Origin of the sequence: Stenotrophomonas sp. 1278, assembly GCF_029892765.1 — a bacterium.
GTDB lineage: Bacteria > Pseudomonadota > Gammaproteobacteria > Xanthomonadales > Xanthomonadaceae > Stenotrophomonas > Stenotrophomonas indicatrix.
Genome location: NZ_JARXWD010000015.1, coordinates 63,100 through 88,709, shown reverse-complemented (window position 1 = coordinate 88,709; position 25,610 = coordinate 63,100). Strand labels below are relative to the sequence as shown.

At 68.6% G+C, this 25,610-nt stretch carries 20 protein-coding genes and 1 pseudogene; 12 read left to right on the top strand and 9 right to left on the bottom strand.

Annotated elements, in window-relative coordinates; genetic code table 11:
- Nucleotide 1 precedes the first annotated feature (1 nt).
- The 3 genes from M2299_RS13840 to folE form a co-directional block, all read right to left on the bottom strand.
- Nucleotides 2-703 (bottom strand): DUF4194 domain-containing protein, encoded by a 702-nt coding sequence (locus tag M2299_RS13840; protein WP_025875661.1) that lies wholly within the window; start codon nucleotides 701-703, stop codon nucleotides 2-4.
- Nucleotides 690-2,159, bottom strand: a complete 1,470-nt coding sequence (locus M2299_RS13835; RefSeq protein WP_025875659.1) for a DUF3375 domain-containing protein — start codon at nucleotides 2,157-2,159, stop codon at nucleotides 690-692. Before M2299_RS13835 ends, M2299_RS13840 begins: the two co-directional genes overlap by 14 nt.
- A 109-nt stretch (nucleotides 2,160-2,268) precedes the next feature.
- Nucleotides 2,269-2,880, bottom strand: a complete 612-nt coding sequence (gene folE, locus M2299_RS13830; RefSeq protein ID WP_089241981.1) for a GTP cyclohydrolase I FolE — start codon at nucleotides 2,878-2,880, stop codon at nucleotides 2,269-2,271.
- A 751-nt stretch (nucleotides 2,881-3,631) separates the two neighbouring features.
- Here folE and M2299_RS13825 point away from each other — a divergent pair.
- The 6 genes from M2299_RS13825 (at nucleotide 3,632) to M2299_RS13800 (ending at nucleotide 9,311) form a co-directional block, all read left to right on the top strand.
- The gene (locus M2299_RS13825; protein ID WP_280884547.1) at nucleotides 3,632-4,087 is read left to right on the top strand and encodes a MarR family transcriptional regulator; all 456 of its coding nucleotides are present in this window, start codon (nucleotides 3,632-3,634) and stop codon (nucleotides 4,085-4,087) included.
- Nucleotides 4,088-4,194: 107 nt separating this feature from the next.
- Nucleotides 4,195-4,404: a DUF1656 domain-containing protein gene (locus M2299_RS13820; protein WP_025875651.1), complete on the top strand. Its 210-nt coding sequence runs from the start codon at nucleotides 4,195-4,197 to the stop codon at nucleotides 4,402-4,404.
- Complete coding sequence (locus M2299_RS13815; protein WP_280884546.1) at nucleotides 4,401-5,318, top strand: HlyD family secretion protein; 918 nt, start codon at nucleotides 4,401-4,403, stop codon at nucleotides 5,316-5,318. The genes M2299_RS13820 and M2299_RS13815 overlap by 4 nt, the downstream gene beginning before the upstream one ends.
- The gene (locus tag M2299_RS13810) at nucleotides 5,315-6,775 is read left to right on the top strand and encodes an efflux transporter outer membrane subunit (protein WP_280884545.1); all 1,461 of its coding nucleotides are present in this window, start codon (nucleotides 5,315-5,317) and stop codon (nucleotides 6,773-6,775) included. Before M2299_RS13815 ends, M2299_RS13810 begins: the two co-directional genes overlap by 4 nt.
- Nucleotides 6,776-6,778: 3 nt before the next feature.
- Nucleotides 6,779-8,818, top strand: coding sequence for an FUSC family protein (locus tag M2299_RS13805; protein WP_280884544.1), 2,040 nt, complete (start codon nucleotides 6,779-6,781; stop codon nucleotides 8,816-8,818).
- Nucleotides 8,819-8,912: 94 nt separating this feature from the next.
- Nucleotides 8,913-9,311 carry a hypothetical protein gene (locus M2299_RS13800; RefSeq protein ID WP_099844473.1) on the top strand — a complete coding sequence of 133 codons (399 nt, stop codon included), beginning with the start codon at nucleotides 8,913-8,915 and terminating at the stop codon, nucleotides 9,309-9,311.
- Between the two features lie 311 nt (nucleotides 9,312-9,622).
- Here M2299_RS13800 and recD read toward each other — a convergent pair whose 3' ends face one another.
- From recD to recC, 3 genes are read right to left on the bottom strand one after another with little or no spacing between them, the layout of a single operon-like run.
- Nucleotides 9,623-11,503, bottom strand: coding sequence for an exodeoxyribonuclease V subunit alpha (gene recD, locus M2299_RS13795; protein ID WP_280884543.1), 1,881 nt, complete (start codon nucleotides 11,501-11,503; stop codon nucleotides 9,623-9,625).
- A complete protein-coding gene (gene recB / locus M2299_RS13790; RefSeq protein ID WP_280884542.1) occupies nucleotides 11,500-15,174 on the bottom strand; it encodes an exodeoxyribonuclease V subunit beta in 3,675 nt (1,224 codons plus the stop codon). The genes recD and recB overlap by 4 nt, the downstream gene beginning before the upstream one ends.
- The gene (gene recC / locus M2299_RS13785) at nucleotides 15,171-18,512 is read right to left on the bottom strand and encodes an exodeoxyribonuclease V subunit gamma (RefSeq protein WP_100437210.1); all 3,342 of its coding nucleotides are present in this window, start codon (nucleotides 18,510-18,512) and stop codon (nucleotides 15,171-15,173) included. The genes recB and recC overlap by 4 nt, the downstream gene beginning before the upstream one ends.
- Before the next feature lie 194 nt (nucleotides 18,513-18,706).
- Here recC and M2299_RS13780 point away from each other — a divergent pair, with 194 nt between their 5' ends.
- From M2299_RS13780 to M2299_RS13755, 6 genes and pseudogenes are all read left to right on the top strand, one after another.
- Nucleotides 18,707-19,495, top strand: coding sequence for an ATP-binding cassette domain-containing protein (locus M2299_RS13780; protein WP_025875633.1), 789 nt, complete (start codon nucleotides 18,707-18,709; stop codon nucleotides 19,493-19,495).
- Nucleotides 19,495-20,244 carry an MlaE family lipid ABC transporter permease subunit gene (locus M2299_RS13775; protein WP_006404088.1) on the top strand — a complete coding sequence of 250 codons (750 nt, stop codon included), beginning with the start codon at nucleotides 19,495-19,497 and terminating at the stop codon, nucleotides 20,242-20,244. The genes M2299_RS13780 and M2299_RS13775 overlap by 1 nt, the downstream gene beginning before the upstream one ends.
- A 58-nt stretch (nucleotides 20,245-20,302) precedes the next feature.
- Nucleotides 20,303-20,767, top strand: a pseudogene (gene mlaD / locus M2299_RS13770) (outer membrane lipid asymmetry maintenance protein MlaD); the annotation flags it as partial.
- A 56-nt stretch (nucleotides 20,768-20,823) separates the two neighbouring features.
- Nucleotides 20,824-21,486, top strand: coding sequence for an ABC transporter substrate-binding protein (locus M2299_RS13765; protein WP_025875629.1), 663 nt, complete (start codon nucleotides 20,824-20,826; stop codon nucleotides 21,484-21,486).
- Nucleotides 21,476-21,787, top strand: coding sequence for an STAS domain-containing protein (locus tag M2299_RS13760; protein ID WP_025875628.1), 312 nt, complete (start codon nucleotides 21,476-21,478; stop codon nucleotides 21,785-21,787). Before M2299_RS13765 ends, M2299_RS13760 begins: the two co-directional genes overlap by 11 nt.
- A gap of 1 nt (nucleotide 21,788) precedes the next feature.
- Nucleotides 21,789-22,790 (top strand): VacJ family lipoprotein, encoded by a 1,002-nt coding sequence (locus tag M2299_RS13755; protein ID WP_032978521.1) that lies wholly within the window; start codon nucleotides 21,789-21,791, stop codon nucleotides 22,788-22,790.
- Nucleotides 22,791-22,877: 87 nt separating this feature from the next.
- On the opposite strand, the gene M2299_RS13750 is transcribed toward M2299_RS13755, so the two are convergent.
- The 3 genes from M2299_RS13750 to rmuC form a co-directional block, all read right to left on the bottom strand.
- A complete protein-coding gene (locus tag M2299_RS13750; protein WP_025875625.1) occupies nucleotides 22,878-23,423 on the bottom strand; it encodes a glutathione peroxidase in 546 nt (181 codons plus the stop codon).
- 136 nt (nucleotides 23,424-23,559) lie between these two features.
- Nucleotides 23,560-23,961, bottom strand: a complete 402-nt coding sequence (locus M2299_RS13745) for a hypothetical protein (RefSeq protein ID WP_099844481.1) — start codon at nucleotides 23,959-23,961, stop codon at nucleotides 23,560-23,562.
- A gap of 70 nt (nucleotides 23,962-24,031) precedes the next feature.
- Entirely contained in the window at nucleotides 24,032-25,582 is a 1,551-nt protein-coding gene (gene rmuC, locus M2299_RS13740; protein WP_099844483.1) for a DNA recombination protein RmuC, read from the bottom strand.
- Nucleotides 25,583-25,610 lie beyond the last annotated feature (28 nt).

Sequence of the window (25,610 nt, the reverse complement as noted above, 5' to 3'; positions counted from 1 at the left end):
CTCAGGCTTCAGCGGCCGGGGTTTCGCGCAGCTGGCGGTAAACCGCCGACAGCTGGGATACGTCTTCGGCGGAGAACAGCAGCTTCAACGCCGGCGAGACTTCGTGGCGGTCTTCCTGGCCGCCGAGGCGGGTCAGGATGTGGTTGTCCTTCATCTTCTGCACCGCCGAGGCGACACGGCGATTGAAGCCGGCGCGGTCGGTGGACAGGTTCTTTTCGTAGATGGCCAGTGCTTCGGCCATTTCAGCATCGGCGACCACGGCGCGGTTGCCACGCGCATCGGCTTCGCCCAGCTGCTGGCGCAGGTACAGCAGCAGCACCGAATCGATGAAGGTCAGCGGCGAAGTGCGCAGCAGTACCGGTGCATCGACATCTTCAGTGTCGGCCTGGCGGGTGAACGCCACGCCACTGTCACGGTCGAGCACCAGTTCCAGGAACAGGTCCGACAGCGCCGAACGGATACCGGCTTCGCTGCGGATCAGTGCCGGCCACAGCTTGGCGTGACGCAGCTGGTCGATGCTGGGGCCGATCAGCAGCTGGCACAGCGCGCGGCGCGCATCCAGCGGCAGGCGGCCGGTATCGCCCATGTAGTAGACGTCGTTGCCGCGCCGGGGCTGGGCCACGGTCGCCACCGGTTCGGCCTGGTAAGCGTCTTCGGCCAGGTCCGCATGCGGTGCGTCGATGGGGTCTTCATGCCAGCTCATGGCGTCTCTCCTGGGTAAACCAAACCAGCGGGATGCGGGCACGACGGATCTGCCCGTCGCCACCTCGCCATTCGGCAAGCTCCTGTTCGCCGGCGATCACGCTGCCAAAGCGCGTGCCCAGCGAGAGGTAGCCGATGACACTGCCCAGCCCCTGCGGCGCTTCGCGCTGCGACAGGGCCTGGGCAATGCTGAGTTTCGGCTGCCTGTCGAGCAGGTCGTGCAGGTCGCGGCGCAGGGTGCGGAAATCGATTTCCGACGACGCCACCAGATCGCCCACGCTTTCCAGGCTGATGCTGGCCGCATCGTTGTATTCGACGTTGCCATCGACCTGCGCGCTGCGCGGGTCGTGCAGCTTCCACTGCGACCACGAACGCAGGCGGCTGGTGGTCAGCTGCAGGTCGCGGCCAATGGCGCGCTGCGCCGGGAAGTCATCGCGCAGTGCCAGTGCTTCGGACTGCGCCTGCTTCAACAGCTGGTTGAGGCGGCGCTGTTCCAGGTAGCCGCGGCTCTGCACGAAACCACGCAGGCTGCGCGCGAAGTTCTGCAGCACGTCATGCACCTGGCCACCACGCTCGAGCATGGTGCTGGTGAAGCCGCGCAGGAAGTTGCGCTCGTTGCGATCCAGCCGCCGGGCGAAGCCACGGGCCAGCAGCGTCTCCAGCGCGGCATCGAGCTGGGCGCTCTGTTCGGCGTCGTTGAGCAGGCGCCAGAACGCCTGGAAACTACGCCCCGCGTCGCTCTCGCCGATCACGTCCACGCCTTCGAACAGCTTGGACAGCACGTCGCCGCGCTCGCCTTCGTCATCGATGATGCGTTCGCGGAAATCACGGTTGAGCTGTTCAAAGTCGTCGCGCACGCGGCGGAAGTCTTCGGTCAACTCGTCGGCCAGGCCGATGATCTGGCGCGTACGTTCCAGCGCGCGCTTGCCGTCCAGGGCCGTCACACGGCCAGCGCTGACACGGGCGATCTCGGCATCGATGCGGTCGCGCTCGTCGCGCAATGCGGACAGGCGTGCGTCCGGGTCGGCCTCGGTCTGTGCGGCCAGCTGCGACAGCTGTTCGATCACCAGTGCCAGACGGCTCTCGGTGGCGGCCACGCGGGCCTGCTCCATGCTGTCGGCGAAACGGATCGCCTGCAGCGCCTGGGTCGAGAGCTCGTACTGCTCCTGGTCGGCGCCTTCAGGCAGCCGGCGTTCCAGCCAGCCCTGCGCGAGCCAATGGGCGACGTAGGCCTGCGCGGTACGCGGCAGCTCGCGCGACAACTCGTCGCCGTTGAGCTGGTCCAGCGCACGCTGCAGGCGCTCATTGAGAACCGATGCCGGCAACGTGCGATCGCCGTCCATCAGCAGGCCCTGCAGCAGGCCGATGATTTCCGGTGCGTGGTCGGCGGCGAGCAGCTTCCATTGCGGCTGTTCGCGCAGGTGGCGATAACGGGTGATGCGTTCGCGGTGCTTCATGCAGCGAGATCGGTCGGAAGGGCGCGGCGGCCAGCGCGCGCGCAAAGGCGCGGCGCAGGCACGGCGAAAGCGGCGGCCACGCGCGGCCGCCACCGGGAGGCGACGGCGCTCAGCGCTTGCCGCCCACTTCGATGAAGCGCAGGAACTCGGCGCGGGTGCGGGCGTCCTCGCGGAAGCTGCCCAGCATCTTCGAGGTGACCATGCTGACGCCGCGCTTGTGGATGCCGCGGGTGGTCATGCACTCATGGGCGCCTTCGACGACGACGCCAACACCGACCGGCTGCAGCACGTCCTGGATGCACTGGGCGATCTGCGCGGTCATCTTTTCCTGCACCTGGAAGCGGCGGGCGTAGGCTTCGACCACGCGTGCCAGCTTGCTGATGCCCACCACCTTGCCGGCCGGCAGGTAGCCGACGTGCACGCGGCCGATGATCGGCGCCATGTGGTGCTCGCAGTGGCTTTCGTATTCGATGTCGCGCAGGACGATCAGCTCGTCGTAGCCGGCCACTTCCTCGAAGGTGCGTTCCATGTAGGCGCGCGGGTCGTCGCGGTAGCCGCTGAACCAGTCGCCATAGGCTTCGGCCACGCGGCGCGGGGTATCCAGCAGGCCTTCGCGGGTCGGGTCCTCACCGGCCCAACGCAGCAGGGTGCGCACGGCATCCTCGGCCTGGACCTGGGTCACGTCGCCCTGCGGGGCGGCCTTTTCGTTGTTCTTGCTCATTGCATACAGCGCCCGAACGGGGGGCGAGCATCGTACCCGACCGGGGGGTGGGTCGTCCTCTGGGGACGGTTCATCGGGGGGCCGCCCGGCGCCTCATGGCTGCTGAGCGAGAGGTGGAGGGGCAGGCAGGGCAGGACACGCCGCAAGTACGTCCTTGTAGGCTCGTCCACGGCATCCATGCCGTGGACGGTCCTGCCCTGCCTGCCCCTCCGCCTCTCCGACGGTTTCCTGCGGGCGCGGCCGGTCCGCCCGAAAGCGGGGTCAAAAGCTGGGGTCCATGGCTTCGGAGAGTGCTCTGGTAGCGCCGGGCCATGCCCGGCGAGCGGAGCGGGTGCTACCAGGAGCCGCCGGGCATGGCCCGGCGCTACCGCTCTTGCCCTCCGCGCCCGCGGGATGTGGGGTGGGGGGGGGGGGGGGGGGGGGGGGGGGGGGGGGGGGGGCGGGGGGGGCGGGCGGGGGGGGGGGGGGGGGGGGGGCGGGGGCCGGGGGGGGGGGCCCCCGCCGCTACCGCTCTTGCCCTCCGCGCCCGCGGGATGTGGGGTGGGTGGCGGAGGGCCGGGCGGGTAGGACCGTGAGGCGCATGGATGCGCCGATCGAGCTTACAGGGACGTACTTGCAGCGTGTCCTGCCCCGCCCAGCCCTCCGCCACCCCAACCGATAGCCAGCAGGCGCAACGCTTTCCTCAATACACCCACCCATTCAGTAAAACCTATTGATAGGAATGAAATTAGTAGTATCCTATCTATTACTTATGGACCGCCCCCTCGACGAGCGCACCCTGCTGCAGATGCAGCTCAGCTCCGGCCTGCTGTACGCAGGGCGGCAGTGGCAGCGCCTGGCCGACAGCCGGTTGGGCAGCTACGGCATCTCCACCGCCTGCACCATGCCCCTGCTGATGATCGGCCGCTCCGGCGGTGGCATCCGCCAGGTCGCGCTGGCGCAGCAGCTGGGCATGGAAGGCCCTTCCCTGGTGCGCCTGCTGGACAAGCTCTGCGCCAGTGGGCTGGTCCGCCGCGAATGCGATGCCAGCGACCGCCGCGCCAACCTGCTGTGGCTGACCGAGGAAGGCCAGGCGTTGGTGCGGGAACTGGAAGACCAGTTGATCGGCCTGCGCCAGGACGTGTTCGGCGAGCTTTCCATGGATGAACTGCATGCCGTGCTGAAGGCATGGCGCCTGCTGGCCGAGGCTGCCGACCGAATCACGTAAGCCCGTTGTCGGTGAATACCGCCGCTGCCGTGCATGCGCCAGCGGCTTTTGCCCGTTGCCGTTGTCCTGTTCCACCTCCCCTTCCCCTACCGTCCCCGCCCCTACCGATGCCCGGTGAATTCAGTCTCCACGGAGTGTTCGTCCCGACCCTGCTCGGGTTGATGGTGTTGGCCTACCTGGTCAACAGCGGCCTGCACGCGCTGCTGCAGCGTGCCGGTGCCTATCGCCACGTATGGCACCCGGCGCTGTTCAACCTGGCCTTGTACGGGATCGTGCTGGGCCTGCTGTTCCACCTCCTGCGTTGGATGCAATCGTGAACAAGATCGTGAAGAAGACCCTGCCGGTGCTGCTTACCTGCACAGCCGTGATCGTCGCCCTGCTGGTGCTGCGCCAGTTGTGGGTCTACTACATGGATGAGCCGTGGACCCGCGACGCCCACGTCGGCGCCGACGTGGTGCAGGTGGCGCCGGATGTGTCCGGCCTGGTCGAAACGGTGCAGGTAGCCGACAACCAGGCCGTGAAAAAGGGCGACCTGCTGTTCGTGATCGATCGCGCACGCTACCGCATCGCGCTGGAGCAGAGCCGCGCCAGCCTGGCCGAACGCCAGGCATCGGTCGCGCAGCTGCGCCGTGAGATCGGACGCGACCGCAGCCTGCAGGATCTGGTCGCCGCCGAGGACGCCGAAGTCCGCCGGGCCAAGCTGCAGGCCGCACAGGCCGCATTGGCCACCGCACAGGCCGCGGTCGACCTGGCCGAACTCAACCTGGCCCGCACCGAAGTACGTGCACCGGCCAATGGCCGGGTCAACGACCGCACCATGCGCGTGGGCGACTACGTGGTGGCCGGCAAGCCGGTGCTGGCGCTGCTGGATACCGGTTCGTTCCGCATCGATGGCTACTTCGAGGAAACCCGCCTGCGCGGCGTGGCCCCGGGGCAGCGCGTGGACATCCGCCTGATGGGCGAAGACACCCCTCTGCACGGCCATGTCGAAAGCATCGCCGCCGGCATCGAGGATCGCTACCGCAGCAATGGCAGCACCCTGCTGCCGAACGTGACCCCGGCTTTCGACTGGGTGCGGCTGGCGCAGCGCATCCCGGTACGCATCGCCATCGACGAGGTGCCTGCCGGCGTGGAGCTGATCGCCGGGCGCACCGCCACGGTGACCGTGGATACCGGCCGCCACGTGCAGAACAAGAAGGCCGGCGCTGCGCCGACACAGGCGGGCCTGTGAACGCCGCCCTGCCCCGCCTTGGCCTGATCGTCGCGCTGGCCAGCCTGGCTGCGTGCAGAACCGTCGGCCCGGATTACGCATTGCCCGAGGGCTCGGCGTTCAGGCGGCCGCAAGCGAATGCCGCGTTCATCGATACCCACAACCCCGAAGTGGCTGCCAACCAGGCACTGCCGGCACGCTGGTGGTCGCTGTACAACGACCCGGTGCTGGATGGGCTGATCACCCAGGCGCTGCGCGACAACGTCGAACTGAAGGCTGCCGACGCGCATCTGCGCCGCGCTGCTGCGGTGTACGAGCAGGCGATGGACGCCGGTGGCTTCGAGTACGAGGCCGAAGCCGGCGTCAGCCGCGCACAGTTGTCGGCCGAGTCGTTCCTGCAGGAGCACGAGCTGCCGGTGATCAACCTGGCCGACGGCAAGTTCGCGGTGAGCTACCAGTTCGACCTGTTCGGCAAGCTCAAGCGCGGTGCCGAAGCAGCCCACGCCGACGAACAGTCGGTGGCCGCTGCACGTGACCTGGCCCAGGTGAGCGTGGTGGCCGAGGTGGCCGACAGCTACCTGGAGATCTGCCACGCCAACCATGAGCTGCATGTCGCCGAGCATTCCCTGCAGCTGCAGCAGCGCAGCCGTTCGGTCACCCAGCGGTTGATCAGCGCAGGCCGCGGCACGCCGCCGGAACTGGCGCGCGCCAATGCCCAGGTCGCGCTGCTGGAAGCCGCATTGCCCCCGCTGCAGGCGCAGCGTTCGGCCGCCGCCTATTCGCTGGCGGCACTGCTTGGGCAGACCCCGGGCCAGCTGCCGGCCGGGGTGATCGACTGCGCGCACGCACCCACCCTTGCCCAGCCGCTGCCGGTCGGTGATGGCCGCGCGCTGTTGCAGCGCCGTCCCGACATCCGCCAGGCCGAACGCAAGCTGGCCTCGGCCACCGCGCGGATTGGTGTCGCCACTGCCGAGCTGTACCCGGACATCCGCCTGGGCGCCTCGGTCGGCGCCGCCGGCCTGCTGGAAGACTTCGGCCAGCCGATGACCCAGCAGTGGTCGTTCGGCCCGCTGATCTCGTGGACGCTGCCGTCCTCGGGCACGCATGCACGCATCCATGCCGCCGAGGCTGGCGCCGATGCCGCGCTGGCCGAGTTCGACCATGCCGTGCTGCAGGCACTGCGCGAAACACAGACCGCACTGGACCGCTATGCGCAGGATCTGCGCCGCCTGCAGTCGTTGCGCGTGGCGCAGGAGCAGGCTGCGATGGCCGCAGAGCAGAACCGCCGGCTGTACCAGGGTGGCCGCACGCCGTACCTGTCCAGCCTGGATGCCGACCGCAGCCTGGCCAGCAGCGATGCCACCCTGGCCGCGGCCGAAGCCCAGGTCTCGCGCGACCAGATCCACCTGTTCCTGGTACTGGGCGGTGGCTGGCAGGACAGTGCCGCGTCTGCGTCTGCGCCGACGGCGGCGAGGTAAGCGATGAACGGGCTGACCGACCGCCAGGCCTGGCTGTTCTCGATCAAGACCTACCTGGCAGCGATCGTCGCGCTGTATATCGCCATGGCCGGCAACCTGTCGCGCCCGTACTGGGCGATGGGCACGGTGTACATCGTCAGCCAGCCGCTGCTGGGCCCGACCCGGGCCAAGGGCGTGTACCGCATCCTCGGCACCCTGACCGCCGGCCTGGCCACCCTGCTGATGTTGCCCGCCCTGGTGGAAACACCGCTGGTCCTGAGCGCGGCGATGTCGATCTGGCTGGCCGGCTGCCTGTTCCTGGCCCTGCTCAACCGTGGCCCACGTGGCTACGCGTTCCTGCTTGCCGGCTACACCACTGCATTCATCGGTTTCCCGGCGGTGACCTCGCCGGAGACCATCTTCGACACCGTGGTGGCGCGCAGCGAGGAGATCATCCTCGGTACGGTGGTAGCGGTGCTGTTCGCCTCGCTGCTGTTCCCGGCCTCGGTGCGGCCGATGCTCGGCGCGCGCATCGGCAACTGGATGGAGGACGCAGCGCAGTGGTGCCGGCAGATCCTCGAGCGCGGCCGCGCGCATGCCCCACGCAACCGGCTGGCCGCCGACCTGGTGCAGTTCGAGGCGCTGATCGAGTTCCTGCGCCGCGATGACCCACGCCATGCCGGCGCGGCCGTCTCGATGGAGCGCCTGCGCGAACGCATGCTGTTGCTGCTGCCGGTGCTGTCATCGATCGCCGACCGCCTCAGTGCGCTGCGCAGCGATGGACAGACCCTGCCCGAGGGCTTGCCGACGCTGGTCGATGACATCCACGACTGGATCGACACGCCGTCCAGTGCCAGCGACTACGCGCGCCTGCGCGCACGCATCAGTGCGCTGAAGCCACAGGTGGACCACGATCTGCAGCACCTGCAGCTGGCCAGCCTGCTGCTGCGCCTGGAGGAGCTGGTGGACCTGTGGCAGGACTGCCGCACCCTGCAGCACGCGATCGACCAGGGCACCGCGCCGCTGGACCGCGCGCACTACCGCATCCGCACCGAACGCGCCGCCACCGACAAGCACGTCGACTACGGCATGGCACTGTTCTCCGCGCTCAGCGCCGGCGTGGCGCTGATGAGCTACTGCGTGCTGTGGATCGGCCTGGGCTGGGAGGGCGGTGGCAACGGCGCGATGATGGCCGCGGTGACCGCCGCGTTCTTCGCGGCACAGGACGACCCGGCGCCGAGCATGGTCTCGTTCCTGGTGTGGGCGATGGTGGCTTCGCTGGTCGCCGGCGTGTACCTGTTCGGCGTGTTCCCCGCCGTGCACGACTTCGGCCTGCTGGCGCTGGTGCTGGCAGTGGTGTTCCTGCCGTTGGGCCTGCTGCTGCACCACCCGAAGAGCGCGCTGTTCGCGCTGCCGCTGACGGTCAACCTGGCTGCGCTGCTCAGCCTGCAGAACACCTACAGTGCCAACGTGCAGACCTTCGCCAACTCGTCGATCGCGATGTTCATCGGCATTGGCTTTGCGGTGGTGATGACCCGGCTGTTCCGCTCGGTGGGTGCCGAATGGACCGCGCGCCGGCTGGTACGGCAGGGCTGGACCACGCTGGCCGAGGCGGCCGAAGGCCGTGGCCAGCAGGATCGCCAGCGCTTCGCTGCGCGCATGCTGGATCTGCTCGGCCTGCTGGCACCGCGCCTGGCGGCGACCCCGGAAGGCAGCGACATCGCCTCGGTGGACATGCTCAACGAGGCGCGCATCGGCCTGAACATCCTGCAGCTGCGCCGCGCCCGCCTGGAGCTGCCGGAGCGCAGCCGTGAGGCGGTCGAGCACATCCTGGAGGAAGTGGCCGTGCACTATCGCCGGCAGATCGCCGCACGCAAGCCGATTGTGGCGGCCGAGGCGCTGCGCGAACGGCTGGACACCTCATTGGGCCGGGTCGGCAGCGTGGCCGCCTGCAAGGCGCGCGACGAGGCGCTGATGGGCCTGGTCGGTCTGCGGTTTGCGCTGTTCCCGGAAGCGAAGGCGTTGGCGCCGGGATTAGCGGACGCCGCAGCGCCGTCCGTCTGATGCGATCCACCGGGCATGGCCCGGCGCTACCATCGTAATCCGGTAGCGCCGGGTCATGCCCGGCATCCTTACGCCACGGCAACAGGACGGTTCAATGAGTTACGACATGATGGTGTTCGAGGCCAGCGTCGCCCCGCGTGAAGCGGCGGCGTTCATCGCCTGGTTCGAGAAGCAGGCGCAGTGGAACGAACGTCACGAGTACGACGACCCGGCGGTCAGCAGCCCGGCGCTGCAGGCATGGTTCGCGGAGATGGCGCAGGAGTTTCCGCCGATGAACGGCCCGCTGAGCAATGACGATGATGATCGCGCCGAAGTGACCGAGTACAGCATCGGCCGCCATGTGATCTATGGCGCGTTCGCGTACTCGGTGGCCGAGCGCGCGCATGGGCGGGTGCAGGACCTGGCCGAGAAGCACGGCGTGGGGTTCTTCGATGTCAGTGCGGATGAAGCGGCGATCGTGTATCCGGATGGGTTGGTGTTGATGCCGGAATAGATTTGGCGGCAGGGCTGCGCCCTGCACCCGCCGAATCAACGGCAGCGGCAACGTCAACATCAAATGCGTGCTCTCCGTGGGTTGGCGGGGTGGGTCCGGTTGCGGGGGACGCTGCAAGTACGTCCATGTAAGCTCGGTCGCCGCATCCATGCGGCTCACGCCCCCGCAACCGGACCCACCCCGCCTTCGACAGATTTCCGCGATCTGTCGGAATGGCATGGCCTGCTTCTGGTGGGTGTCGACCTTGGTCGACACGGTAGATCCACGCCGTGCGTGGATGAAGGTGACCGACGTGATGGTAAGGCTGGCGTTTAGAACAACGTGCCTTGCACGGTGGGTTCTTCGCCGCGCGCCGGTTCCTCGGTTACCTCTTCCGCACCCAGTCGCCAGGCCAGGCCACCAAGGCGGCTGGCATGTCGTTTCAATGCCGCCTCCAGCACCTCGGCGCTGCCGGCCACCTGCAGGCGCTGGCGGGCGCGGGTCAGGCCGGTGTAGACCAGTTCGCGCGACAACACGCGGCTGTCCTGCCTCGGCAGCTGCAACCACACCTCATCGAACTCCGAACCCTGCGCCTTGTGCACGGTCATCGCGAACGCGCTCTCGTGTGCGGGCAACGCTGCCGGGTGGAAGGCGCGCGGCTGGTCGGCGGTCTCGCCGGGGAACCAGGCCACCATCGCACCGCTGCCATCGCGCAGGCAGATGCCGATATCGCCGTTGAACAGACGGTGGCGGTAGCTGTTTTCGGTGATCAGCAGCAGCCGGCCCTGGAAGTAGCCCGGGGTGTTGCCAGCCAGCAGCTGTTCAATGCGGCTGTTGAGGCCACGCGCGCCCTGCGGGCCTTCGCGCAGTGCGGTCAACACGCGCAGGCGGCCGGCCTGCTGCAGTGCCTGCGCCGGGTCCGCTGCGTCGGCCAGTGCGCGCCAGTGGTCGAGCAGATGCTCGCGCTGGCCACGCAACGGGTCCGCCTCGCCTTCATGGAAACGGACACCAGCCAGCCCGCCACTGCGCAGCAGGCGCAGGGCGGTACCACTGTCACCGCCACGCACGGCCTGCGCCAGCGGCGCCAGGTCCAGCGCATCACTCTGCCGGTAGCCACGCTGCAACTGCACGCGGCGGCCTGCGAACGCGCGCGGCGGTGCCTGCGGCTGCAGCGTCGCCGCTGCCAGCAGTCCATGCAGCGCCTGCGCATCGTCGGCACGGGTGCCGATGCCATCGCCGCTGGCGCGCAGGATGGCGCTGAGCACATCACCGGCTTCCACTGACGGCAACTGGTCGGGATCGCCGAGCAGGATCAGGCGGGTACCGCTGGCGATCGCGTCGACCAGCTTGGCCATCAATGGCAGGTCGATCATCGAGGCTTCGTCGACCACCACCACATCCACCGGCAACGGGTTGTCGGCGTGATGGCGGAAGCGCGGTGAATCGGGAATCACGCCGAGCAGGCGATGCAGGGTGGTGCCTGTGCTGGGCAGCGCGGTGCACAGCGCCGGGTCCAGCCCCTGCTCCTGCAGCCGCTGTACGGCCAGGCGCAGGCTTTCGGCCATGCGCTCGGCAGCGCGGCCGGTGGGTGCGGCCAACGCTACCTTCGGCACGGGCAGGCCCTGGTGCTGCGCCTGTGCCGCCAACAGCAGCAGCAGGCGGGCGATGGTGGTGGTCTTGCCGGTACCGGGACCACCGGTGACCAGGGCCAGCGGGTGGCGCAGCGTTACGCCAGCCGCACGGGCCTGGTGGTCCTCACCGGTTGCGGCGTGCGGGAACAGACGCGCGAACAGGGGCGCCACCGCAGCCATGTCCGGTGCAGGCAGCGGATGGCGGCCGATGCGTTGCAGGCCGACAGCCAACTGCCGCTCGTATTCGCGGTAGCGGCGCAGGTACAGCAGACCGTTCTCGAGCACCAGCGGCGCTTCCGCGGCGGCGGCGCCGGCATCCTGCGGGGTCGCCACCCAGGGCGAGGCCTGCAGCTGCGCCAGCCACTGCGCAGGTTCGGGCCATGCCGGAATACCATCGATCACGCGCTGGGGCTGGCGCGGATCGAAGCCAGCATGCCCCTGCGCCACGGCCAGCGAGGCCAGTGCGGCGGCCAGTGCCACGTCGTCCGGCGTGTCCTCGCGCAGGCGCTTGAGGCTGATGGCCAGGGCGTGGTCCAGGGTGCGCAGCTGGCCACTGCGATGCAGATCGCGCAGCAGGTTCATGCGGTTTCTCCGCGCGCGCGCGCCGCCATCTCGGCCTGGGCTGCTTCGCCGCCCGCAAACAAGGCATCCAGCGCATCCACCAGCTCAGGCGCGAAGCGCTGCACGTGCACGCCGTTGCCGGCGATATCCAGGCCCCGGCAGAACAGATAGCGGATACCGCCCATGTCGCGCGCGTAGTCGTATGCCGCGCCCAGGCGGAAGCGCAGCCAGCGATGCAGGGCCACGGTATAGATCAGCGCCTGCAGGTCGTACTCGCTGTGGCGCATGGCGATCTCCAGCAGGTCCGGGCTGTAGCCCGGCAACCGGTTGGATTTGTAGTCCAGCACATACCAGCGGCCATCACGCACGTAGGTCAGATCGATCTTGCCGGTCATCAGGCCTTCCAGCCTTCTGCGCAGGCCGAAACCGCGCCGCGCGCTGGAGATGCCGTGCTCGTGCAGCAGCTGCAGCAGCACCGGTACTGCGGTCGGCTCGATGGCGAAGTGGAACTCGATTTCGGCCCGGCGCTCATGCTCGGGCACGCTGCACAGCGCACCGCCTTCGGGCAGCGGTACGGTGAGGGTGTGGCCGACCAGCGGCACCAGCACCGCCACGCCATCGTCCAGATCCTCGTCGGCATAGCCTTCGTCGTGCAGCGAGCGGCGCAGCACGTCGGCCTGTCCCTCCGGTGCCGGTTGCTGCGGCTGCCAGTGCGACCACAGTGCAAAGTCGACGTTCTCCAGTGCATCGTGCAGCACATTGCCGAAGCGGCTGCCCATGAAGCGCGGATCCGGCGGCGCAGTGTCTTCTGCGGCAGCGTCCGGCAGCGCCGGTTCCAGCGGCAGCTCGGCACCGGCGGGTTCGTCGGCAGCCGGTGCCGGCAGTTCGGTGGCCGCCGCTTCGATATCGTCGCCGTTGCCAGCGTCGGCATGCGCCAGCTGGGTGAAGCTGTAGACCCACCAGTCATGTGGCACCCGGCGGGTCAAGGCACGCACCGCAGGCAGCTCACCTTCGGTTTCGGCCAGCAGCTGCGGCAGGCGGCCCGGCGGCGCACTGTCATCCAGGTCTACGTCCGCGTGCGTACGCAGCGCCTGCAGGTCGCCGAGCAACGGCGCCAGGCGGGTCTTCGCATGGCCTGCCAGATCGCCGGTGGCGATCCACAAGGCATGCTCGGCGCGGGTCAGGCCGACGTACAGCAGGCGCGCGTCTTCTGCACGCTGTTCGCGCTCGCGCTGGCTGCTGGCCGTGTCCCAGGCGTCGTCCCTGTCCAGCTTCCAATGCAGCTGGCGCTCACCCTGCAGGTGCACGGTGCAGTGGGTGGCGGTGTTCGGCGCGCCGCCATCGATGCCCACGAACGGCAGGAACACCAGCGGGTATTCCAGGCCCTTGCTCTTGTGCAGGGTGATGATCTGCACCCGTCGCGCGTCGGACTCCAGCCGCAGCAGCTGTTGCTCGTCATCCTGGTCGGCATTGGCCATCTGCCCCTGCAGCCAGTCCAGCAGGCCGTGCATGCCCAGTGCCTGCGCGGAGGCTTCCTGCAGCAGTTCGCCCAGCTGCAGGTAGTTGGTCAGGCGCCGCTCGCCATCGATCAGCGCCAACAGGCGCTCGCCCTGCGCGGCGCAGACATCGGCCACCACCGCGAACGGGCCGCCACGCTGCCAGCGCTCGCGCCAGTGCAGCAGCTGTGCCTGGAACCCGCGCTGCAGGTCCCCCTCACGCTCCATGCTGGCAATCGCGCTTGCGCGCTGCCCCAGCAGTACCGTTGCCAATGCAGTACGCAGTCGCCCTTCGTCGGCCGGTTGCAGCAACGCCAGCAGCAACGCACGCAGGTCACGGGCCTCGCTGGTGGCAAACAGGCTCTGCTTGCCGGCCGCCACCGCGGGAATGCCGACTGCGGCCAGTGCACGCTGCACCAGCGTGGCTTCGCGATGCGAGCGCACCAGCACGGCGATATCGCCGGGTTGCACCGGGCGCCCACGCAGCAGCGCGGTGCCGGCACGCGCCTCCAGCAGGATCTGGTGGATCGCGGCCACACAGGCCTGGGTCGCCGCGTCGCGCGACGCATCGGCGCCAAGGGCCTTTTCACCGTCGCTGCGCAGCAGGCGCAGGGTCAGCGCCGGTGCGGCCCGGCCATCGCGCAGGTAGTCCTCATCGACACGCACGCCACCGGGCCGCACCGGCTCGAACCGGATGTCGCGTTCGAGGAAGGCATCTTCGCCAGCGTTGTCGTACAGCGCCTGCAGCGCGCGCAGCACGGCCGGGCGCGAGCGGAAGTTCTGGTCCAGCGCCGGTGCCTGCTCGGCCACCTGCTTGGCTTTCAGGTAGGTATGGATGTCGCCGCCGCGGAAGCCATAGATGGCCTGTTTGGGGTCACCGATCAGGAACAGCGCCGGCTGCAGCCCCAGTTCGTCCACCTCCGGCGAGGCACCGAACACGGTATGGAAGATGCCCCACTGGCGGTCATCGGTATCCTGGAATTCATCGACCAGGGCGATGCGGTACTGCGCCCGCAGCTGCTTGACCAGGGCCAGCCGCTGCGGGCCTTCCAGCGCGCGGGCGACGCCGTCGATCAGATCGTCGTAGGTCTGCACGCGGCGCACGCGCTTCAGCGCCGACAGGCGCTGGGTGGCTTCCTCGCGCAGGGCGTGCAGGAAGTTCAGTGCCGTGGCACGCAGCCATTGTTCGCGCTGGGCCAGCAGTGCCACGTAGCGCTCAAGCGGTGCCTGCAGCGGCGAGGACGGTGTGCGGTCGGCGAACTTCTTGTTGGTCTTGGCCACCAGCGCATCGGGCAGCAGCGCCGGCAAGCGGTCGCTGGACAGCAGTTCGGCTGCGTCGCCGCGCTCGGCCCAGCCCAACAGCTGCCGGCCCAGCGGGTGCAGCCAGCCCAGCTTGTAGGAAACGCCGTTGATCCACTTGTTGTCGACCGCTTCGCACAGGTCCAGGAAGAAGCGCTCACCGTGCTCGCGCACGGCCATCGACAGTTCCGCCGCCGTGCCCTGCAGCGCCGGGCGCGGATCGTCCACGGCCAGCGGCTGCAGTGGCGGGTGCAGCGGTGGCGATGCCAGCAGCGCGCGCAGGTCAGCCGCCAGCGCGTCCGGGTGGGACCACAACCAGGTCAGCGGTTCCAGCGTTGCCGGGTCGTTGGCATGCACACGCCAGAGATCGGCGGCCAGCTCTTCCAGCAGCTCGCGATCGCTGGCCAGCAGCTCGGGCGGGTCGAAGGTATGCCCGCTTTCGAGCGCATGTTCGCGCAGCACGCGGGTGCAGAAGCCGTGGATGGTGAAGATCGCAGCCAGATCGATCTCGTCGGCGGCTACCTGCAGGCGCCGCTTCAACGCTTTTGCGGTTTCCGTGCCGTCATGCAGATGACGTTGCAGCACCTGCCGGGTCAGCAGCGCATCGGGTGTTTCATCGTCGCCCGGCTGCAGATCGACCAGGCGCGCAGCCAGGGCCAGGCGCTCGCGGATGCGCTTGCGCAGTTCCTGGGTGGCGGCGTCAGTGAAGGTCACCGCCAGGATCTGGCCGATACGCAGGCCCTGCTCGACCACCAGACGGGTGAACAGCGTCGCCAGGGTAAAGGTCTTGCCGGTGCCGGCACTGGCTTCGATCAGTCGCGTGCCGTGCAGCGGCAACGCCAGGTAAGGGTCGGGGCAATGCGTGTTGATGGAAGCGCCCTCGGCACCGCTGCTCATGCGTGGCCCGCCTGTGGATCATTGCCGAAGCTGCGCCCTTCGCGCACGGCGCTGAAGACCACCTGGCTGTTGCGCAGCAGGTCGGCGTAACTGGCGTCGTCGGCGAACGGGTCGGCGCCACGCAGCAGCAGCTGCCAGGCATCACTGTTGGCTTCACCCCAGCTGCGGTCGCTGCCATGCCATTGTTTCCAGCCTTCGCTGCGCTGCTTTTCCACCGGCGCGTTGAACAGCACCCAGCCGGTATAGGGCGCAAAGCGCAGTGGTTCGCGCAGCCCACGCTGGCGCAGCTGCAGCAGCGCGCGCAATGCCGCGCGTGCTGCGGGCACGGTCAAGGCAGGCAATGCATGCGGACCGGGGCCGGCATCACCGCCGTCGTAGAACTGCACCAGCGGCAAGGCATCGCCGGCGGCGTTGGCCAGCAGCCAGTCCAGCCCCTGGCGGATCACCGCGTTGCCGTTGAGGGCGCCGGCGCGCAGGCGCACCAGGCCTTCGGGATGGCGATCACCGACCCGGCCATGCAGGCGAACGCCGTCGATCTCCACTTCATAGCGGCGGCTCTCCAGCGGCGTGCCCTGCAACCAGCCCAGCATGGCCGTGGCATACGGTCGGGTCTTGAGCCGCTCCACTTCAAACTGGCGCTCGCCGAGGATGCCCGACGGCAGCAGCCCGCGTGCGCGCAGCCGCGGGTACAGCGGCTCGCTGTCACCGGCCAGGGTGGCCTGCACCACGGCCAGCTGCACACTGCGCTTCTCCGGCCCACGCGAGGACAGCACCAGCGGCTCCAGGTCGTCGACGTCCTCGACGTCGTCGGCCAGGCGCAGGCCCAGCGACTGTGCGAGGAACTGCCCGGCCGGATCACACAGGAAACGACGCAGGCTCTCCAGCGAGACCTCTTCTTCCACCGCGTCGTCCACCGGCGGCGGCAGTGCGGCGTCGAACCACGGCAGCAGGCCGCCGCGCTGCCCGCCCAGCCGCCCGGCGGCCGGGTGCCACTGCCGGCGGTAGCTGAAGCGGCGTGGATCGCCGTCACCGAAGGCGGCCGGCGAGAACGGCTGCAGCGCGTGGCGCACGGTGAAGTCCCGCGTGGCGGTCGACGGATCGAGGTGATAGGCCGCGGCGGCATCGATCAGTTCGCTGACCAGCACCGAGGGTTCGCGCACGCTGCCATCGCGCGGGTCCGCGCCGAGGTAGCTGAGGTAGAACACGTCCTGCGCAGCAGCAAACAACTGCAGGAACAGGAAACGATCGTCTTCGCGGGTGGAGCGGTCGCCGGGACGGCGGCGCGGCGTATCCAGTTCGGCGGTGAGCTGGTTGAGGCCGGCGGCCGGGTCGCGACGCGGGAAATCACCATCGTTGAGGCCGAGCACGCAGATCACCCGGAACGGCAGCAGGCGCATCGGCACCATGCGGCCGAAGCTGATGCCACCGGTCAGCAACGGCGCGCGCGTATCGGCCTCGGCAAGCGCACCGGCGAAGTGCGCACGCACCACCTCCGGTGGCACGCCATCGGCGAACCCGGCCTTGTGCGCATCCTCGGCGAACTGGTTGAGCAGCTTGCGCAGGCGCTCCAGCGCGCGCTGGCTGTTGGGCGAGCTGGGTGGTGTCGGCAGCAGGGCATCGAGCAGCGACAGCAGGCGCTGCCGCCACTGTGCCGGGGTCAACAGTTCGCCCAGCCGGCGCTGGTAGACGGCCAGCACGCGCAGCAGGCGCAGCAGCCGGTCCAGCGCATCCAGCGCCCCGCCTTCCAGTTCGATCCACGGAGCCACCCCGGCCAGATCCACCTCGCTGCCGGTGGCGTGGCCCAGCAGCAGGCGATCCAGCGCGAACTGCCAGGTGTAGGCGTCATCGCTGGGGGCCTGCAGCTGGTCGCGATGCTGGGCATCCAGGCCCCAGCGTGCGCCTGCCTGCTGCAACCAGCCATGCAGTCGGTCGAAGTCCACCGCTTCCAGGCCGGCGGCCTCGGCCAGGGGTGCACTGGCCAGCAGATCCAGCACCTCGTTCAGGCCGAAGCGCGAAATCGGCAGGCCAAGCAGGTGCACGAACACGTCGGCCAGCGGCTCGCCAGCCAACGGACTGCTGTCGGCCAGCGCGTAGGGGATGTGTTCGTCCTCGCCCCCCCGTCCGCCGAACACCGCTTCCAGATAGGGCACATACGGATCGATGTCCGGCGCCAGCACGGCGATCTCGCGCGCCTGCAACGGCGGGTCGAAGCGCGGGTCCTGCAGCAGGCTGCGCAGCTGGTCGTGCAGCACCTGCAGCTCGCGCAGGCGGGTGTGGCAGGCGTGCACCTGCAGGCTCGGGTCGTCGCTGCGCAGGCCATCGCGCAGTTCACCGGAAGGCAAGGCACGACGGTGGAACAGGTCGCGCTGCAGGCGATGCAGCAGGCTGTCGGACAGCCCGCCCTGGTCCATCGTCGGCCGCGTGTCTTGCTCCGGGTCGGAATAGGCCGCGATCTCGCCGGCCGGATGCACCACTTCATAGCTGCCCAGCACCGCCATGAAATCGCGGCCAGCCGCACCCCACGCTTCCAGCAGGCGGTTCTCGCCGGCGGCCTCGCCGAACGGGTCCGGCGCACCGCTGCGCAGGCGCTCTGCCAGGGTCTGCAGGTCGCCCCAGTAGGACTGCACCGGCGTGGGCAGATAGAAATGCAGTTCGCCCACCCGCGACTGGGTGGCCATCACCCGCAGTACGTCGGGCGAGATGTTGAGGGTGGCGAACGCCGACATCCGCGGCGGCAGGCCCTGCGGCAGCGGTTGGCCGGCGCCCTCGAAGCGGTCCAGGTACGCCTGGATGCGGCGCGCGCGGTAACCGTGGCCGGCGGCGATGCTGCGCCACAGGATGGCCTGCGGATCGGCCGCGTCGGCGCCGGCTTCCCAGCGCAGCAGCCAGTCGCGGCGCCAGGCCTGGTACTTCTCGAACACCGAGGCCAGTTCGCCGGCCAGGGCCCAGGGTTTGAGCGCGTCGCCCCCGGCAAGATAGGACTGCAGCGCGCGCATCGGTGGCTGCGCCAGCAGCTGCGGATCGCGCAGGGCCTGGTACAGGCGCCAGTGCAGGGCGGCCGCGTCCAGGTCGTCGGCTTCGCCCTCGACATTGGCGTTCAACGCACGGGCGACGAACTCACCGGGGGTCAGGAATTCCAGGTTGGCGGCCACGCCATACTCGGCAGCCAGTGTCGCCTGCAGCCAGCGCCGCATCGCCACCTGCGGGATCAGCACCACCTCCGGCGCCAGCAGCGGCTGTCCCGGCACCGGCACACGCACGTTGCGCGCCAGCAGGGCAGCCAGCACGTCCAGCGAATTGGAATGGTAGAGGCGGAAGTCGCTGCCCGGGTCACTCATCGTGCACAGTGTGCAGCACACCCGCCCTTATTCAATCCCGGGGTACGGTGATCGCGACGGATTGTTCCGGTCGTTTTCGGAATTGTCCCGGTCTGGCGACGGTCCGGCCGTGCAACAATACTGCACCGTCCAGTCTGCTTATGTTCAGCAGTCTGACCCGATGCTTCAATGTCGAAAAAACGTTAAGGGTGCCCATGTCGGCTTCCACTCCCAGTCTGGTGCAGTTGTCCAACGTCCGCATCGACCGGAGCGGGCGCACGATCCTGCGCGACGTTTCGCTGCAGGTGCCCAAGGGCAGCATCACCGCGGTGCTCGGTCCGTCCGGCAGCGGCAAGTCGACCCTGCTGGCGGCGCTGACCGGCGAACTGCGTCCGGTTGCAGGCGACGTCACCCTGTTCGGCAAACCCATCCCGCAGCGTACCGCCGAGCTTCTGGAGATGCGCAAGAGCGTTGGCGTACTGCTGCAGGGCAATGGCCTGCTGACCGACCTGACCGTGGCCGAGAACGTCGCCCTGCCGTTGCGCACCCACACCCGCCTGCCGGCACCGGTGCTGCGCCGGCTGGTGCAGATGAAGCTGCATTCGGTCGGCCTGCTGGCCGCCGCCGATGCCTGGCCGCGTGAGCTGTCCGGTGGCATGGCCCGGCGCGTGGCACTGGCCCGCGCGTTGGCCCTGGACCCGCCGCTGATGATCTACGACGAGCCGCTGACCGGGCTGGACCCGATCGCCTCGGGGGTGATCATGAGCCTGATCCAGCGCCTCAACCACAGCCTGGGCCTGACCAGCATCATCGTCAGCCACCACGTGCACGAGACCCTGCCGATCTGCGACCAGGTAATCGCGATCGCCAATGGCGGCATCGTGTTCCAGGGCACGCCGGAGGCGCTGCAGACCAGCCAGGACCCGCTGCTGCAGCAGTTCCTGCATGGCCAGCCCGATGGTCCCATCCCGTTTGATGCCGCACCGCGCGCGAGGGTTGCCTGATGCCGTTCGTGCAAGCCACCCGCTCGCTGGGTCGTGCCGGCCTGTTCTCGCTGACCGTGCTGCGCGGTTCGCTGCCGACCCGTGATTTCCTGGCCGAGCTGACCCGCGAGATCTACAAGATCGGTGCGCGCTCGCTGCCGATCATCGCCGTGGGCGGTGCCTTCGTCGGCCTGGTGCTGACCCTGCAGGGCTACCGCACGCTGACCACCTTCGGTGCGGCCGACGCGCTGTCCACCCTGCTCGGCCTGTCGCTGTACCGCGAACTGGCACCGGTGCTGACCGCGTTGTTGTTCATCGGCCGCGCCGGCAGTTCGATCGCCGCCGAGCTGGGCCTGATGCGCGCCACCGACCAGATCAAGGCGCTGGAACTGATGGCCATCGACCCGGTGGCCAAGGCCGTCGCGCCGCGCTTCTGGGCGGCGGTACTGACCGTGCCGCTGCTGACCGGCATCTTCTGTTCGCTGGCGATCAGTGCCAGCTACTTCGAAGCCGTGCACGTGCTGGGCCTGGACAACGGCGTGTTCTGGTCGGCGCTGCGTGGCAGCGTGGACTTCTGGGACGACTTCGGCGTGGCGATGCTGAAGTCGGCGATCTTCGGTGGTACCGCGGCCCTGGTGGCCGCCTATGTCGGCTTCCACGCCGAACCGACCATCGAAGGCACGTCCGTCGCCACCACCCGTGCGGTGGTCAACGCCTCGCTGCTGGTGCTGATGTTCAACTTCGTACTGTCGGCAATGTTGTTCACCTAACCCCTCCATCGGCGGTGCGCATCGGCGCGCGGCCACCACGACTGATCAGGTAATCCACATGGCCATCCGCGGTCCCAGACTCGAATTCTCCGTCGGCGCCTTCCTGCTGCTGGCCCTGGCCTCGCTGATGGTGCTGGCCGTCGCCTCGACCAACCAGCGCTGGAGCTGGGGTGGCGAAGGCTATGAACTCAAGGCACGCTTCTCCCAGGTCGGCCAGCTGCGCAAGCAGGCGCCGGTGAAGATCGGTGGTGTCACCGTCGGCCAGGTCGCAGCGATCGATCTGGACCCGGTGAAGTTCGAATCGATCGTGACCCTGCGCATGGACAGCAAGGTCAAGGATCTGCCGGCCGATACCTCGGCGGGCATCTTCACCAGTGGTTTGCTCGGCGAGAGCTATATCGGTCTGCAGCCCGGCGGCGATCCCGACGTGCTGAAGCCCGGCGAAGAGATCGTCTTCACCCAGCCGGCCGTGGACCTGATCCAGCTGGTCGGCAAATACATGTTCAGTGGCGGCGCCGGTGGCGGCGCTGCTCCGAAGCCCAACGATGGCGCGCAGGCGCCTGCAACGGAACCGCAACCATGAAGATGAAACTGATCCCGGCCCTGCTCGCCTCGTCGCTGCTGCTGGCTACCCCGTTCCTGGCCCAGGCACAGGCTGCCGCCCCCGCTGCTGCCGCCCCCCAGGGCCAGGCCGGCAAGGTGGTGATCGACGCCAGCACGCGCATCCTCACCACCCTGCAGCAGCGCCGTGCCGAATTCAGCGGCAACCCGGCCAGCCTGCGCAGCTATATCGACAGCGAGCTCAACCGCACCTTCGACCGCGACTATGCCGCGCGTCTGGTGCTGGGCACGCACGCCCGCGGCGCTGCGGACGCTGACATCAAGCTGTTCGCCAATGCGATGGCCGACAACCTGATGCAGCGCTATGGCTCGACCCTGCTCAACATCCAGGGCAAGCCGAGCTTCCGCCTGAAGGGCGAGAGCCCGCTGCCGGGCAACCGCGGCGTGCGCGTGAGCACCGAGCTGGTGCGTGCCGGCAGCGAGCCGACGCCGGTGGAGTACTGGATGCGCAACGAAGGCGGCCAGTGGAAGATCTTCGACGTGAATATCGAAGGCATCTCCTACGTGCAGACCTTCCGCAACCAGTTCGATGCCCCGCTACGACAGAAGGGTATCAAGCAGGTGGCCACCGAACTGCGCAGCGGCAGCATGCAGGCTGGGCCGGCCGGCAATGGCAAATAAGGCGCTGGCGCTGCTGGAAGGTGACACCCTGCGCCTGCGCGGGGTGCTCGACCGTGCAGCGGTGATCGCGCTGTGGCCGCAACTGCAGGCCCTGCCTGCGCAGCTGTCGCGACTGGAACTGGCGGAGGTCGAGCGCGTGGACAGCGCCGGCCTGGCATTGTTGGCCGAGCTGGCCGCACGCGCGCGCCAGGGCGGCCATCCGCTGACAATCTCCGGCGCCCCCGCCGGCTACAACGAGCTGAGCGCGGCCTACCGGCTGTCGCCCGACCTGGACTTCAACGCTACTTCTGCTGCGAGCTGACATGAACGTCGTGCGCGTTTTCCCCCTGATCCTCCTGGCCGCCGCGCTCAGCGCCTGTGCCGGCAAGCCGGCGCGCAGCGACGCGCCGACCGCCGACACCGTGGTGCCGGCGACGAACACCACCACGGTCGACAACGCTGCTGGTGCGGATGCGCCTGCTGCGAGCGTCGCAGCCGACGCCCCCGTACCTGCTGCGGCCGCGCCGGCACCGGCTACCGCCTCGCAGGGTGCAACCGGCAGTGATGCCACCGCCGCTGCACCGGGCGGCGATGACGACTTCGACGCGCTGTACGGCGCCAATGGCAGCACCACCAGCACTACCGCGTACGACCCGTGGGAACCCTTCAACCGCAAGGTGCACGGGTTCAACAACGCCGTCGACCGCGGTATCGCTCGCCCGCTGGCAACCGCCTATACCCACGTGGTGCCGCGCTTTGCCCGTACCGGCGTGAGCAACTTCTTCAGCAACCTGCGTGCGCCGCTGACCATCACCAACCAGCTGCTGCAGGGCCGCCCCGGCGACGCCTGGGACAGCCTGGGCCGGTTCCTGATGAACAGCACGCTGGGCATCGGTGGCCTGTTCGACCCGGCCAGCAAGGCGATGGTGCCGCGACGCAACGAGGACTTCGGGCAGACCCTGGGGGCCTGGGGCTGGCGTCGTTCGCGCTACGTGGAACTGCCGTTCTTCGGCCCGCGTACCGTGCGTGATGTGTTCGGCCTGGCCGGTGACATCCCGCTGTCGCCGATCCGCCGCATCGAAAGCGACAAGTACCGCATCGGTCTGCAGGGCCTTCAGCTGGTCGATACCCGCGCGCAGCTGCTGGCGATCGACGACCTGCGCGATACCGCGGTGGACGAATACGCCCTGGTCCGCGATGCCTGGATGCAGCGCCGCAATTACCAGATCGAGAACGACCTGCGTGGCAAGCGCGAGCGTGGCAGCGACGATGCGAACTCGCCGATCCCGGTCGATGCGATGCCGATGCCGCAGTGGACCAATTGACCGCTGCCGGCAACGCATGAAAAAACCCCGCCTCGGCGGGGTTTTTTGTTCTACCGGCAGGTGCCAACCTTGGTTGGCACGTCGTCTTCAGGCCGCCAGCGCCGCCTCGACCGCTTCGCGCAGGCGCGCGTCATCGGCGGCAACGTCGGGGGCAAAGCGGGCGATGACCTTGCCATCGCGGCCAACCAGGAACTTCTCGAAGTTCCACAGCACCGCCGGTGCCGGGTGGATCGGAATCTCCTTGCTGGCCAGGCGCTCGCGCAGCGGGCCTTCACCGATCGCCTGCGGCTGCGCGGCGGTCAGCTGCTGGTACAGCGGGTGGGTATCTTCACCGGCCACGCTGATCTTGGCGAACATCGGGAAGCTCACATCGTAGGTCAGCTGGCAGAACTGCTGGATCTCCGCCTCGCTGCCCGGCTCCTGGCCGAGGAAGTTGTTGGCCGGGAAGCCCAGTACTTCCAGCCCCTGCGCGTGCTTTTCCGCATACAGCGCCTGCAGGCCTTCGTACTGCGGGGTCAGGCCGCACTTGGACGCCACGTTGACCAGCAGCAGCACCTTGCCCTGGTAGTCGGCAAGAGAGGACGGCTGGCCGTCGATGGTGGTGAGGGAAATATCCTGGATCGAGGTGCTCACGCGGGGCTCCGGCTACAGCGGGGAAAGGCCCACCAGCATACCGCCGCACGTGACCAGTAGTGCCGGCCGCTGGCCGGCAACCTCATGAATCTTCGGGAACGGTCGTGCAGCTGCCGGCCAGCGGCCGGCACTACCTTCAATCCACGCAGATCGTGCCTTGTGCCTTGCCACCGTCGACGCGTTGCCGGCAACCGAAGTTCTGGCTGACATCACGCTGGCAGGTGCCGGTTGCCACCGCGCCTGCGGTCACCTCGGCGGACGCCAGGCACTGGCCGCTGCAGTCGCTCTTGCTGCTGCAGGACTTGCCGGCGTCAGCATAGGGAATCACGCACTGCACCCGTTGCAGGCGGCCCAACGGCTGCAACGTACCGCCCGCCGCGCGGCAGTCCACATCGCGTGCTTCTTCATAGGCTGCAGCGGCTTCAGGGCTGTCGGCCGCTGTGGCTGCCGTGCCTGCGTCTTCACTGGCCGGTGGGGTGCTGCTGCAGGCGGCAAGCAGCACGCCCAGTGCAGCGCTGGCAAGGAATCGGAGGCGCATGGCGGTACCTGGTCAGTGAGGACGGCGCCAGCATACGCACCCGGCGATGCAGGTGGCGTGTCAGCCGGCCTCAGGCTTCCTCACCTTCGCCTTCTGCCGCCTCTTCGTCGCTGGAGGCTTCGCCGAGGTCGCCCAGCAGGCCTTGCGCCTGTTCGGTCGCCAGTGATTCCACGCCGCGCAGGCGGCGCTCGATGGTGCGCGTCTTGCGGCTGGCCTCGCCGATGCTGCGGCCCACCGTGGTGATCTGTTTCTCGGCCTTCTCGAGGATGCCGGCGAACTTGCCGAACTCGCTCTTCACTGCGCCCAGCAATCCCCAGACTTCGCTCGATCGCTGTTCGATGGCGAGGGTACGGAAACCCATCTGCAGGCTGTTGAGCAACGCGGTGACGGTGGTCGGCCCGGCCACCACCACGCGGTGCTCGCGCTGCAGCAGGTCGACCAGGCCCGGGCGCCGGATCACCTCGGCATACAGTCCTTCGGTCGGCACGAACATCACCGCGAAATCGGTGGTGTGCGGGGGCACGATGTACTTTTCGCAGATTGACTTGGCCTGCACGCGGATCGCGCGTTCCAGCTGGATGCCCTGCAGGCGCACGCCCTCGGCATCGCCCTGTTCCTGCGCATCAAGCAGGCGCTCATAGTCTTCGCGCGGGAACTTGGAATCGATCGGCAGCCAGACCGGCGTGTCGTCGTCGCGACGGCCCGGCAGGCGCACGGCGATGTCGACCATCTCGTTGCCGTCAGGACGCACCTTCACCCCGCGCGCATACTGTTCCTGGGTCAGGGTCTGCTCAAGGATGTTCTCCAGCTGAACTTCGCCCCAGCTGCCGCGGTTCTTGACGTTGGTCAGTACCCGCTTCAGATCGCCCACCCCGGTCGCCAACTGCTGCATTTCACCCAGCCCGCGCTGCACCTGCTCCAGCCGTTCGGACACCAGCTTGAACGAATTGCCCAGCCGTGTTTCCAGCGTGGACTGCAGCTTCTCGTCGACGGTGTGGCGCATCTGCTCGAGCTTCTGCGCGTTGTCGGCCTGCAGCGCGCGCAGCTGTTCTTCCAGGGTGGCGCGCATTTCCGAGATGCGCTGTTCGTTGCGCTGGGTCAGTTCCTGCAGGCGCAGGCCCAGGCTCTCGGTCAGGCGCTGCTGCGACTGCGCACCCTCTTCGCGGCCCTTGCGGGCATCCTCCACCAGGGCCTGTCGGAGCGCACCGAACTGGGTGTCGGTACGCGCGGTCAGTTCCTGCAGCTGCTGGCCGAAGGCATGGATACGTGCCTCCTGCTGCTGGCCGAATACATCCAACTGCACGCGCAGTTCCTGCAGGCGTTCGCCCAGTGAGGCGGCACTGCGCTGCTGGCTGTCGGCCGCCTCGGCGCGGGCCTTGCGTGCGTCTTCGCTCAGCGCTTCACGCAGCAGGTCCAGGCGCTGGTCGGTGCGGGTGGACAGATCGGTCAGCGCGCGCGCGAACCCATCAAGCTGCTCGCGCAACTCGCTGCGCCCGGCACGTGCTTCATCACGCACGGCCTGTTCCAGCCGGTCGTGGGGCGGGCGGCGCAGCAGCGCCACCAGTTGCAGGATCAGCACGACCAGCAGCAGGCCGGCGACGAGGAGGAATTCGGTTTGCATGTGGCAAGTGTAGGCTGGCCCAGTCTCA